Origin of the sequence: Pseudoalteromonas sp. Z9A5 (assembly GCF_011378875.1) — a bacterium.
GTDB lineage: Bacteria > Pseudomonadota > Gammaproteobacteria > Enterobacterales > Alteromonadaceae > Pseudoalteromonas.
In genome coordinates this window covers 16,673-29,180 of sequence record NZ_WTLC01000032.1, presented here as the reverse complement: position 1 = coordinate 29,180, position 12,508 = coordinate 16,673, and the positions used below count along the sequence as shown (strand labels likewise).

The following is a 12,508-nucleotide window of genomic DNA, read 5'->3' as shown; positions in this document are numbered from 1 at the left end:
CGCTTACATCTTAAGCACACAGGAGAATTTGATGCTAAGACGCACAAAAATAGTCGCTACCCTTGGACCTGCTACCGATAGAGATAACAATTTAGAAAAAATCATTATAGCTGGTGCAAACGTTGTACGTTTAAATTTCTCACACGGTGTTGCACAGGATCATAAAGATCGTGCACAAGCTGTACGTGATATCGCAAAAAGATTAGGCAAGCATATTGCTATACTTGCTGACCTACAAGGTCCTAAAATTCGTGTTTCTACTTTTAAAGAAGGTAAAGTAACACTTGCAGTAGGCGCTAAGTTTACGCTTGATGCAAAAATGGAAAAAGGCGAAGGCGATATCAATTCAGTTGGTATTGACTACAAAGAACTTCCAAACGATGTTAGCGCTGATGATTTACTTCTTTTAAATGATGGTCTGATTCAGCTACGCGTTAACGAAGTTGTTAACCATTTAGTACATTGTACTGTAACTGTTGGCGGTGTTTTATCTAACAATAAAGGTATTAACCGTTTAGGTGGTGGCTTAACTGCTCCAGCATTTACTGAAAAAGACAAAGAAGACTTACTAACAGCTGCAGAAATTGACGTAGATTATATTGCCGTATCTTTTCCACGTAGTGGCGACGATATGCGCTATGTACGTTCACTTGCTGAAGCAGCGGGTTCAAAAGCACAATTACTTGCTAAAATTGAACGCGCTGAAGCTGTTGAAACACAAGAAGCTGTTGATGACATCATATTAGCGTCTGACGCAGTAATGGTTGCACGTGGTGATTTAGGTGTTGAAATTGGTGATGCTGCACTTATGGGTAAGCAAAAGCTAATTATTCGCCGTGCTCGTTCATTAAACCGTACTGTAGTAACTGCAACGCAAATGATGGAATCGATGATCGATAACCCTATGCCTACACGTGCAGAAGTTATGGATGTTGCTAATGCCGTACTTGATGGTACAGATGCAGTTATGCTTTCGGCTGAAACAGCTGCGGGTGATTACCCTGAAGAAACCGTTGCTACTATGGCACGTGTTTGTTTAGGTGCTGAGTCTCAAAAAGAAACGCACGTTTCTAAACATCGTTTAGATAGCCGCTTTTCTAACAATGCTGAATCAATTGCACTTTCAGCTATGTATGCAGCTAACCACTTAGATTCTGTGAAAGCAATTATCACACTTACTGAATCGGGCAGCACGGCTAAATTAATGTCGCGTATTAGCTCTGGTTTACCAATCTACTCGCTTTCACGCCATGCGAGTACGTTAGGTCAAACAGCACTTTATCGTGGTGTTTATCCAGTGTTTTTTGATTCTACAAAAACTGAAAAAGACGGTATGGTAAAAGCAGCTCTTGATACTTTAGTTTCTCAAGGCTCTTTACAGTCTGGCGATACAGTAATTATTACTCACGGTGACTCAATGGAAACTGTGGGCGCAACTAACACAATGAAAATTGTAACTGTTGCATAATACCAATTTTATTAAATACATGATTATTCTATAGCAATTGGTATAATTAATAATTGAATAAAAAAATGCGAGCTTAGCTCGCATTTTTTGTGTCTGTAATAAATAATTTTAAACCCAAATTAACTAGCGAGCGCTGCTTTTACTTTATCACGGTAGCTACGACTCACCTTCAGCTCTTGCCCATTTTCAAGTACAAGTAAATATTCACCACTAACTTGTGTTACTAATTTACTTATTTGTTTAGTGTTTACAATCGCACTGCGATGTACACGTACAAACAAATGAGGGTCAAGCTCTTGTTCAAGCTCTTTCATTGTTTTACGTAATATATGAGTTTGTCCATCTTGGCAATGTAAACACATATAATCACCCGCAGCATCAACCCACTGAATAGTAGCAACAGGTACACGAATTATTTCCCCCTGCTCTTTTACTGCAAGCGACTCTGGGTACCTGCGGTCAGTTAATGTGTCGCCAGTTGCCAATTTTTTAAGGATCTCTTCGCAATTATTGCCCGTTATTCCAGCTACAAAACTCGCAAGTTTTTTCTTATGGGCGTTGTCTTGTTGCGTTTTTAAATAGGTATGCACTTTTTCTACCGCCTGTTTTAGTCTGTTATCATCAACGGGTTTTAAGATGTAATCTAAAGCATGAATTTCAAATGCTTTAACAGCAAATTGATCAAAGGCAGTAACAAATATAATAGCAGGTAATACTCTCGTACTTTCACTAAGCGCACGTGCAACCTCAAAGCCATTCATTCCAGGCATTTGAATGTCTAAAAATACTAAATCTATTTTTTCGTTTTTGCATATTTCAATTGCATCTGCACCTGAGCTACATAACTTAATTACTTCAATATCAGAATATTCAGCAAGTCTTACATCTAAACCTTTACGTGCTAATGGTTCATCATCAACAATTAATGTTTTTATTTTTATCATTTCTTCACAGCCTTCTCAAACGGTACTCGCAGATTAACTTTTAATCCACTTGGCGTATTATGTGATAATACAAACGAATAATTATTTTCGTAGAGCGTTTTTAATCTATCTTTAGTGTTTGCTACGCCCACACCTTGGGCATTAACTAGTTGTCCATCTATTATTTCTGTCCCTGGACCATTGTCGCCTACTTCAAGTAATAATTCGTTGGCAAATACTTGTGCTTTAATATCAATCACACCGCCTTCTGATAAATGCGCAATAGCATATTTAATGGCATTTTCTATAATGGGCTGTAATATTAAGCTAGGCACTAGCGCTTCTTTTGCTTCTTCGCTTACTTCTACATTTACTTTTAGTCGCTCATCAAAGCGTACACGCTCTATTTCTAAATACAGCATTAAAGCATGTAACTCTTGTTCAAGTGGTACTTTTTTAATTGGATCGGTGTTTAAGGTGTATCGTAAAAAGTCACTTAATTTTGATACCATTAAATTAGCATCTTTATTTTCTTTCACCAAAACTAATGTCGATATCGCATTCAGCGTATTAAACAGAAAATGTGGATTAAGCTGGTATCTAAGCATTTTTAGTTGTGCTTCGTGTGCCATTGTTGTTGCTTTTAACGCTTTTTGTCGCTCACTTTGCAGCAGTTGATAGTATTTAACCCCAAAGTACAAACCACTCCAACATAAAATAATATAAACAGAGTCTAAGCCTTGTTGTAAATAATAAAACCACTCTTCGGGTCTATAACCATGACGATAAATTTCCCACAAGTTAAACTTTTGAACAACTGCCCACAAAGTGCCCGTTATATAAGAAGCTCCAAATACCACTAGCATAAGGATCCATGGGGAAGAGTTCCAAATTGTTCTGTAAATATAACGAAGGGGTACTGTCATTAAACAGCCAGCGTAAGCATTTAATAAAATGACAAATACGTAAATATCTCGCATTTCAAATACTTTAGAGCCGATATAATTTACTAACGCATAACCAATCCAGCCTGCAATTTGCAAAAGCCAAAAAAAACGTTGTCTGTTATCGATTAAAGATTGCCAGTTCAAAATTAATGTCTACTCCGTATAGTTATTATATAAATTGTATAAAATAGGCGTTTATAGAGATTTACTCTTTTATTTTTTTTATTAGCCTAACTGGCATAAAATTAATAATTTATAAAAATGTTGATTGTTATTATATCGATTTATAAGAATGCTTAGCACTACCAACTGTCTTGCTTTTTAAGAGCCTTACCGCAAAGCAGGTATAAAAAAAGCGAAAGGTGTGACCTTTCGCTTTTTTAAATTCTTATTTACCTAATTAAATACTACGCAAGTTTATCTGAAGCCACTTTATAAGTAGGATCTTCAATTACGTTTACTTCAACTAAATCGCGTGCTTTGTGTAATAGCTGCGTGCAGTCTTTACTTAAATGACGTAAATGAAGTTGTTTACCAGCCTTCGTATACTTATCAGCTAAACTGTCTATCGCTTCAATTGCACTGTGGTCAGAAACACGGCTGTGTTTGAATTCAATAATTACATTTTTAGGGTCATTCTTAACATCAAATAAATCAGTGAAGTTTTTAACTGAGCCAAAAAATAACGGACCGTGTAGTTCGTATACCTTAGCACCTTCAGTATCAATGTAATTAGTTGTGTATATTTGTTTAGCATGTTGCCATGCAAATACAAGCGCAGAAACAATAACGCCCACACATACTGCAATTGCTAAATCAGTTATAACCGTCACACCCGATACAAGTACAATTACAAACGCATCAGATAAAGGCACACGCTTCATCATTTTAAAGCTTGCCCACTCAAATGTACCCAATACAACCATAAACATTACACCAACTAGGGCAGCAAGTGGGATCATTTCAATAAGGCTTGAAGCAAAAATGATAAAACCAAGAAGCATAAGTGCAGCACTAATACCTGATAAACGAGAACGTCCACCAGAGTTAATATTGATCATAGATTGACCAATCATTGCACAACCACCCATAGCACCAAACATACCACAAGTAATGTTTGCCGCACCTTGACCAATACATTCTTTATTACTGTGACCACGAGTCTCAGTAATTTCATCAATTAAACTCAGTGTAAGTAATGATTCAATTAAACCAATTGCGGCCAAAATAAGCGCATAAGGGAAAATAATTTGCAGGGTTTCTAAATTAAAAGGCACCATAGGAATATGAAATTGTGGTAAACCACCTGCGATTGTTGCTGCTTCGTCGCCTGTCATACCTTTTAAGAAATCAAGCACAGTATGCGCTTGTAAATCTAAACCAATAACTAGAGCTGTCACAGTAACAATTGCTACTAGTGTTGATGGCACTGCTGTTGTTAGTTTTGGTAAAAATTGAATAATCGCCATCGTTAAAGCCACTAAACCAAGCATAATGAAAAGTGGGTTGCCCGTCATCCATTCTTGTCCGCCCATGCCATCAGGTACTTTAAACTGCCCTAACTGGGCTAAAAATATAACGATTGCTAGGCCATTAACAAAACCAAGCATTACCGGATGTGGAACCATACGAATAAACTTACCGAGCTTAAATACCCCAGCAAGTATCTGCAATATACCCATTAAGAGCACAGTAGCAAACAGATACTCTACACCATGATCAAGTACTAAACTTACCATAACAACAGCTAAGGCACCGGTAGCACCCGAAATCATACCAGGACGACCGCCAAATATAGCCGTAATTAAACCAACGATAAACGCGGCATATAGACCAACTAAAGGTTCTACATTTGCAACAAAGGCAAACGCAACAGCTTCTGGTACCAAGGCAAGTGCCACAGTTAATCCAGATAGAATATCGTTTTTAGCAGAGCTTGGCGCCCTACTGAGTAAGTTAAACATTGAGTTCCTCAAAGAGTAGTATTAGGTATCAAAAAAAGCGCTGAATTCTACCAAATTAGCGCTCAGTTAACAATTGTCAATGTATCGTTAGGCTAAACAAAACAATGTTTAGTCCTGTTTTGTATTCAAGGATGAATTATAGCAATCTGTTAAGTCTGTTAAGTCTGTTAAGTCTGTTAAGTCTGTTAGATATGGAAGTGTACAGTGGCATATTGAATTACAAACTTAGTATGTAACTCAATAGGCACTTACTTAATATGTTATAGAGGAAGAGATGTACTGCGTTTTACACACGTCATAGTTACGTTAGAATGTACTTCTTGTACGTACTCTAAGCTCAATAGGTTATCACGAACAAAGTGCTCATAACCTTCAATGCCTTGTGAAATAATACGCAGCATAAAGTCCATTGTGCCTGCCATAGTGTAACACTCTGTTACTTGGTCATAACTCAGGATTAATTTTTCAAACTCAGCTAGATTTTTCTTACCATGGTTAGATAAGCGTACATGGGCGTATACCAACATATCAAAACCAAGTTTCTTTTCATCTAAAAGAGCAACTTTGCTTTTTATGTATCCGTCTTGCTCAAGTTTGGCAATACGACGCCAGCAAGGAGATTGTGATAAGCCAACCTTGTCGGCAATTTCTGCTGTAGATAAACTAGCATCTTGTTGTAAAAGTGCCAAAATTTGGCGATCTACGTGATTTAGAGACATTTTATTTCTTATTTATCAAATAAATTGGCTAAATTATACAGCTATTTATAAAAACAGTCTGCTTATTTTTATAAATTATACGTATATATTATTTCTGAGTTGTACTTTTAAGTCATTAACCGTATTGACCACTTATAAATGGGTTACTTTGTTTTTCGTGAGCAACGTTAGTATTATCACCGTGCCCTGAAAGTATTTGGGTTGTATCTGGTAAAGTCAAAATATGTTTATTAATCGACTCAATTAGCTGCTCCGCATTTCCTTTAGGAAAATCAGTACGCCCCACCGAACCTTTAAATATAACATCACCAACAATAACTAATTGCTCTACCGATTGATAAAAAACGATATGTCCAGGTGTATGACCTGGGCAATGTTTTATATCAAAACTTAAGTTCCCCACACTAATTTTATCATCATGGTTTAGCCATTCATCAGGATAAAAAGGCGCTATAGGTGCAAAGCCAAACATTTGAGCCTGCATTGGCAAGTTTTCAAACCAAAAATGTTCATCTTTTTGTGGACCTATAATTTTAACATTAAACATATTACGTAATATGTCAGCACCGCCAACATGATCTAAATGCCCATGAGTCAACCAAATTGCATTTAACGTTAAATTATTCTCTTTTAAAGCCCTAATTATTTTATCGCAATCACCGCCTGGGTCTATCACCACTGCTTGCTTAGTGTCTGAGCAGGCAATAATTCTACAATTTTGTGCAAAGGGCGTTACTGGTATTGTTACAATCAACATTATTATATTTCTTTATCTTTTTGATCAGCTATAACAACCTTTTCTTCAAACGACATTAAAATTGGATACTTTAAATATGCTTGATCGTAAAAGGGGCTATGTTCATATAACCAATTTAATCTCGCGTCTGCATCTTTCGCAAATTCTTTGTCATTATTAATTTTTTTATCAAATGCGAGTGCAAGTTTAGGATTGTCTTTTAACATTTGGCGAGCATAAGGAATTAACGCATAGTTTTCCATATATTCAGTACGCTGAAAAATAGTGTTAAATTCTCCCCAAGCAAAAAATGAATCCGGTGCTTCTGGATGCAGTAAATGAGCAGCTAACTCACCAGATTTTTGCTGTGTATTTACTTGATACCACCCATCTAAATCAACATTAATAGCGGGTATATATTCAAAACTGGCTGATACTCTAAAGCGACCTTCAAACGGGGCTTTGTCGAATGTATAATCGCTCACTTTAGCCATTTTTAAAGGTTGAGTATTTGCTCCTTCAAGTTTATTAACAGACACACCATGAAGCTTCAATTTTTCAATTATATCGCTATATACAGGTGGAATAAAAAAAGCTTTTGGAACTTCAACGGTATCCAACACTTCTTTTTGCCAGTAAATAGGTAAATTACTATAATCTAGCTTTTTGCCTAAATAATTAACTTCATTTTGACCCGATAATTCATTCATACTTGATGCGTAAGCAATACCTTTAAATTCTATTGTATCTGCTTGCTTTGCGTAGCCACGTTTAACAATTAGTTGCTTTGGCACAAATTCTTGTTCTTTTTTAACAGCATTAGATAACTCGTGGCTGTATGTAGATAGCGCATTAATTGCGCCATCTAAAAATACGTAAGTACCTAAAACTCTTTGTTTGTAAGGTTTTAAAGAGTGGTTTTCAACTAAAATAGTCGGCAATGATTTTAGATCGCCCCACCCGTTAGAAAATCGAGGTGTAGCAACCCAGCCTGCTAGTCCCTTTTTAAAATCACGTTTATCCATAGTAAATACCAATGGACCAGGAATATGCCCTTGAGACGTCAACTCTTCGTCTATCATTGGTTTAAAAAACTGATTCAACGTATCTGAAACAGCCGGTGACTCACTTGCAAATACAGGGTTATATCCATACGTTACATCGTACTGGTAATCAGCACCGTCGGTTACATGCACATCAATGTATAAGTTTGGGTTATATGCATTAATCACTTTTAATACACTTCTAACCTCTGGCGTATCTAATTTAGTAAAATCACGATTCAAATTAAGATTATTAGCGTTTGTTCTAAAGCCCATTTTTATAGGACCACGCTGATTTATGCGATTAAAAACGCTGCTACGTTCATGTCCATCAACATTTAAAATAGGAATAAATAGAATATTTACCTTCTTTAAAATATCTCTGCGTTTGCCCGTTGCTATGTCTCTCAACAACATAAACATCGCATCTTTACCGTCTATCTCACCAGAATGTATTCCCGCCTGAATAAAGATGGTTGGTTTAGTGCTATTTGCCATTTGCCCAGCTTCAAAAAAGCCCTGCTCGCTCGCAATAAGCATTTTAATTGCACGTTTACTATTACTATAGCCAATTGTTTGCGATTTAAATTGTGTAGGGTTCGCAGCAACCAGCCTATCAACAAATGCCATTGTATCTGCATAGTTAGGTGAAATTTCACCTGATGAGAGCTCAAAATCGGTCGTAAGAGGACCTTCTTGTTGCATTAACTCAATACTTTGACCTTGCCATTGTATCAAGGGCGGTAAATGACTGTCGTATGCAACACTTGCAGATAAAACCAATAAACTTGCGAACATAAAATTCTCTAACAAATGCCTTAATTGTAAAAATTATATCAACAATTTTTTTTAAAATGATAAAACTGCGGTGATTCAACAAAAAAATGCAGCCAATTACATATCAATAAGTTATGTGTTTAATTTTATATTTAAATTTGAAAATGTAGTGAGCTTATTAAATTTAATAAGGCGTATTGTGGAGCCTGATTTTTAATACAATTAATAAAATTTTAGTTAAATAGCGATGCAGGATTTAAAAATTGAGACATTAGTTAATTATTAAATAATACCAATTAGGCTAAATATTGGCGCTATTTAACGACAAAAAATTGCGTTCTAACTACGTTGAATTCTATCTCGTCGCTATAAATAAAATCTTTATCAACATTAGATAATTGATTAGTAAGTTAACTTGTTAAAATAGTTAGGTAGACTGGTACAAACCAGCTCACCAAATTTTAGGCACAAAAAAAGGAGCCATAGGCTCCTTTTTGATACTTATATGAAAAAGCTTAAGCCGCTAGGCCTTCTTTTGCTTTTTCTACAAGCGCTGCGAATGCAACTTGGTCGTAAACAGCGATATCTGCAAGGATCTTACGATCGATTTCTACAGATGTCTTTTTAAGACCATTGATAAAACGGCTGTAAGACAGACCATTTTGACGTGAAGCAGCATTGATACGTGCAATCCATAATTGACGGAAAGTACGTTTCTTCGCACGACGGTCACGGTAAGCGTATTGACCCGCTTTAGTAACAGCCTGGAAAGCTACACGATAAACACGTGAACGTGCTCCGTAATAACCTTTTGCTTGTTTTAAAACTTTTTTGTGACGTGCACGTGCGACAACGCCGCGTTTAACTCTTGCCATTTCTAAAAACCCCTATTAAGCGAACGGTAACATACGTGAAACTAGACCATGGTCATTTTTATGAACCATCATCTTAGGACGTAGGTGTAACTTACGCTTAGAAGTTTTCTTAGTCAGAATATGACGAAGATGCGCTTGTTTACGCTTGAAACCGCCAGAAGCAGTCTTTTTGAAACGCTTAGCAGCGCCACTGTGACTTTTTAGCTTGTAAGCCATTGCAATAACTCCAATTGTATTGCTTTTAAATTAGTAAGCAGGCGTGAGATATATTTCTATAGCTCCACTTTTAGGCCTAACTTACTGCCATGTTCCGGTGAAGACCCAACATAAATGCCGCAATCTTACTTTAAAACCGGTTAACTCAGGTGAATATTTACATATTAACTTGCAGACCTGAGTTAATTTCGGTGCGTATTATCGCTTAAAAATTATTTTTTAGCAACAGGCGCCATCATCATAACCATTTGGCGACCTTCAACGCGATTTGGGAAAGACTCAACTACTGCAAGTTCTTCTAAATCGCCTTTGATACGGTTTAATAATTCTATACCAATTTCTTGGTGAGCCATTTCACGACCACGGAAGCGGATGGTTATTTTAGCTTTATCGCCACCTTCTAAGAACTTACGTAAGTTGCGAAGCTTAACCTGATAATCACCTTCATCCGTACCAGGACGGAATTTGATTTCTTTTATCTGGATCTGCTTTTGCTTCTTCTTCTGCTCTTTCAGTTCTTTACTTTTTTCAAAGATGAACTTACCGTAGTCCATGATTCTACAAACAGGCGGCTCAGCATTAGGGCTGATCTCAACAAGATCAACACCAGCTGTGTCAGCCATAGCTTGCGCGTCTTTTAATGACTGAATTCCAGCTTGTTCGCCTTCAAGGTCAATTAAACGAACTTCTTGAGCTGTAATTTCTTCGTTAATACGATTTTTTTGGGCTGTTTGTTGCCCTTTCTTGCCGCCTCTAATAGTACGTTCCTCCAAGAATATCAATAATATAAGCGTGTAATTGGCTGTTTGTTATGCCTTACACGCTCTGTTTTTACTGTCGACTTTTAATTTCTTCGCTAATTTTAGCTACAAAATCATCAACATTAAATTTGCCAAGGTCTTCACCTGTGCGAGTACGCACTGCTACTTCTTGTTGTTCAACTTCTTTATCACCAACAACAAGCAAGTATGGAATACGCTTAAGTGTATGCTCTCGGATTTTAAAGCCAATCTTCTCATTTCTCAAGTCAGCAGCGGCTCTAATACCCAATTTATTTAATTTTTGTACAACTTCTTTAACATAAGGCGCTTGTTTATCGGTAATATTCATAATTACCACTTGCTTTGGTGCAAGCCACGTTGGAAATAAACCAGCATACTCTTCAGTTAAAATACCAATAAAGCGTTCAATAGAACCTAAAATAGCACGATGTATCATAACTGGTGTGCGTCGTTCGTTATTTTCAGCTACGTAAGTAGCACCTAAACGACCCGGTAATGCAAAATCTAGTTGCACTGTACCACACTGCCACGCTCTGTCTAAACAATCGTATAAAGTAAATTCAATTTTAGGACCATAAAAAGCACCTTCACCTGGTAGGTAATCAAATTCTATGTCATTTAGCTTAAGAGCTTCGGCTAAAGCAAGTTCTGCTTTATCCCACATATGGTCTTCACCAATGCGTTGTTCTGGGCGAGTAGATAGCTTAACAACAATCTTCTCAAAGCCGAATGTTTCATATGTATCATAAACCATCTTAATACACGCTGAAACTTCGTCCATTATCTGCTCTTCAGTACAGAAAATGTGAGCATCATCTTGGGTAAAGCCACGAACACGCATTAAGCCATGTAGTGCGCCTGATGGCTCATTACGATGACAACAACCAAATTCGGCCATACGAAGTGGTAAATCACGGTACGATTTTAAACCTTGATTAAAGATTTGTACGTGCCCTGGGCAGTTCATTGGTTTAATTGCGTATTCACGCTTTTCTGACTCAGTAGTAAACATTGCCTCTGAGTATTTTTCCCAATGCCCTGATTTTTCCCAAAGTGAGCGATCCATCATCATTGGACCTTTTACTTCTTCGTAATCATATTCACGTAATTTTTCACGAACGAATTCTTCAAGCTCTCGGTAAATGCTCCAACCATCGTTGTGCCAAAATACCATGCCTGGCGCTTCTTCTTGCCAGTGCCATAAATCAAGTGCTTTACCAATACGACGGTGATCGCGTTTTTCAGCTTCTTCTAAACGCTTTAAGTACGCTTTAAGTTGCTTTTTATCGCCCCACGCTGTGCCGTAAATACGTTGTAGCATTTTATTGTCTGAATCACCACGCCAATATGCACCAGCTACTTTCATTATTTTGAAGTTTTGGCAAAATTTCATATTTGGTACGTGAGGACCACGACACATGTCTACATATTCTTCGTGATGATATAAACCTGGACGATCATCTTTAGCAATGTTTTCATCCAATATTTCTATTTTGTACGTTTCGCCACGCGCTTCAAATGTATCGCGTGCTTCTTGCCAGCTTACGGTTTTTTTAACTACATCGTAGTTTGTTTTAGCAAGTTGCAACATACGCTTTTCAATTGCTTCAAGATCATCTTGAGATAACGACTGTTCCATATCGATATCGTAATAAAAACCGTTATCTATAGTAGGACCAATCGCCATTTTAGCGTCAGGGAAAAGTTGCTTAACTGCATGACCAATTAAGTGAGCACACGAGTGACGAATAATTTCAAGACCGTCATCATCTTTAGCGGTGATGATTTCAAGTCGAGAGTCTTCACTAATTAAATCACATGCATCAACACGGTTACCATTAACACGACCCGCAATCGTCGCCTTAGCGAGACCAGGACCAATATCATTTGCAACATCAAGAGTACTTACTGGGTTTTCAAAACTACGTTGACTTCCGTCTGGAAGAGTAATAACTGGCATTATAAATCCTTGCTACAGTGGTGACACCTACAATGTATCACGTGTATTTTAATAAATTAAATGAGAATGACTCGACAACGCTTTTACGAATAAGCATT

At 37.1% G+C, this 12,508-nt stretch carries 11 protein-coding genes; 1 reads left to right on the top strand and 10 read right to left on the bottom strand.

Annotated elements, in window-relative coordinates:
- Window positions 1-31 precede the first annotated feature (31 nt).
- Window positions 32-1,468, top strand: a complete 1,437-nt coding sequence (gene pyk, locus GQR56_RS15365; RefSeq protein WP_024612831.1) for a pyruvate kinase — start codon at window positions 32-34, stop codon at window positions 1,466-1,468.
- Window positions 1,469-1,587: 119 nt separating this feature from the next.
- Here pyk and GQR56_RS15360 read toward each other — a convergent pair whose 3' ends face one another.
- The 10 genes from GQR56_RS15360 to thrS form a co-directional block, all read right to left on the bottom strand.
- Complete coding sequence (locus GQR56_RS15360; protein WP_024612832.1) at window positions 1,588-2,412, bottom strand: LytTR family DNA-binding domain-containing protein; 825 nt, start codon at window positions 2,410-2,412, stop codon at window positions 1,588-1,590.
- Window positions 2,409-3,482, bottom strand: a complete 1,074-nt coding sequence (locus tag GQR56_RS15355; protein ID WP_166113088.1) for a histidine kinase — start codon at window positions 3,480-3,482, stop codon at window positions 2,409-2,411. Before GQR56_RS15355 ends, GQR56_RS15360 begins: the two co-directional genes overlap by 4 nt.
- Window positions 3,483-3,745: 263 nt before the next feature.
- Window positions 3,746-5,302: a SulP family inorganic anion transporter gene (locus GQR56_RS15350; RefSeq protein ID WP_024612834.1), complete on the bottom strand. Its 1,557-nt coding sequence runs from the start codon at window positions 5,300-5,302 to the stop codon at window positions 3,746-3,748.
- Between the two features lie 260 nt (window positions 5,303-5,562).
- Complete coding sequence (locus tag GQR56_RS15345) at window positions 5,563-6,021, bottom strand: Lrp/AsnC family transcriptional regulator (protein WP_024612835.1); 459 nt, start codon at window positions 6,019-6,021, stop codon at window positions 5,563-5,565.
- A 115-nt stretch (window positions 6,022-6,136) separates the two neighbouring features.
- Window positions 6,137-6,778 carry an MBL fold metallo-hydrolase gene (locus tag GQR56_RS15340; RefSeq protein ID WP_166113087.1) on the bottom strand — a complete coding sequence of 214 codons (642 nt, stop codon included), beginning with the start codon at window positions 6,776-6,778 and terminating at the stop codon, window positions 6,137-6,139.
- Window positions 6,779-6,780: 2 nt separating this feature from the next.
- Entirely contained in the window at window positions 6,781-8,598 is a 1,818-nt protein-coding gene (locus tag GQR56_RS15335) for a M14 family metallopeptidase (protein WP_166113086.1), read from the bottom strand.
- Between the two features lie 494 nt (window positions 8,599-9,092).
- Window positions 9,093-9,452 (bottom strand): 50S ribosomal protein L20, encoded by a 360-nt coding sequence (gene rplT, locus GQR56_RS15330; protein WP_002960711.1) that lies wholly within the window; start codon window positions 9,450-9,452, stop codon window positions 9,093-9,095.
- 15 nt (window positions 9,453-9,467) lie between these two features.
- Window positions 9,468-9,668 (bottom strand): 50S ribosomal protein L35, encoded by a 201-nt coding sequence (gene rpmI, locus GQR56_RS15325; protein WP_002960713.1) that lies wholly within the window; start codon window positions 9,666-9,668, stop codon window positions 9,468-9,470.
- 212 nt (window positions 9,669-9,880) lie between these two features.
- Entirely contained in the window at window positions 9,881-10,441 is a 561-nt protein-coding gene (gene infC, locus GQR56_RS15320; RefSeq protein ID WP_076917071.1) for a translation initiation factor IF-3, read from the bottom strand.
- 58 nt (window positions 10,442-10,499) lie between these two features.
- Window positions 10,500-12,410: a threonine--tRNA ligase gene (thrS, locus tag GQR56_RS15315; protein ID WP_166113085.1), complete on the bottom strand. Its 1,911-nt coding sequence runs from the start codon at window positions 12,408-12,410 to the stop codon at window positions 10,500-10,502.
- Between the last annotated feature and the right edge of the window lie 98 nt (window positions 12,411-12,508).

What these genes read in the sequence shown, in the direction of transcription:
- pyk (WP_024612831.1), top strand. Translation starts at nt 32, where the DNA reads ATGCTAAGACGCACAAAAATAGTCGCTACCCTTGGACCTGCTACCGAT.
- GQR56_RS15360 (WP_024612832.1), bottom strand. Translation starts at nt 2,412, where the DNA reads ATGATAAAAATAAAAACATTAATTGTTGATGATGAACCATTAGCACGT.
- GQR56_RS15350 (WP_024612834.1), bottom strand. Translation starts at nt 5,302, where the DNA reads ATGTTTAACTTACTCAGTAGGGCGCCAAGCTCTGCTAAAAACGATATT.
- GQR56_RS15345 (WP_024612835.1), bottom strand. Translation starts at nt 6,021, where the DNA reads ATGTCTCTAAATCACGTAGATCGCCAAATTTTGGCACTTTTACAACAA.
- GQR56_RS15340 (WP_166113087.1), bottom strand. Translation starts at nt 6,778, where the DNA reads ATGTTGATTGTAACAATACCAGTAACGCCCTTTGCACAAAATTGTAGA.
- GQR56_RS15335 (WP_166113086.1), bottom strand. Translation starts at nt 8,598, where the DNA reads ATGTTCGCAAGTTTATTGGTTTTATCTGCAAGTGTTGCATACGACAGT.
- rplT (WP_002960711.1), bottom strand. Translation starts at nt 9,452, where the DNA reads ATGGCAAGAGTTAAACGCGGCGTTGTCGCACGTGCACGTCACAAAAAA.
- rpmI (WP_002960713.1), bottom strand. Translation starts at nt 9,668, where the DNA reads ATGGCTTACAAGCTAAAAAGTCACAGTGGCGCTGCTAAGCGTTTCAAA.
- thrS (WP_166113085.1), bottom strand. Translation starts at nt 12,410, where the DNA reads ATGCCAGTTATTACTCTTCCAGACGGAAGTCAACGTAGTTTTGAAAAC.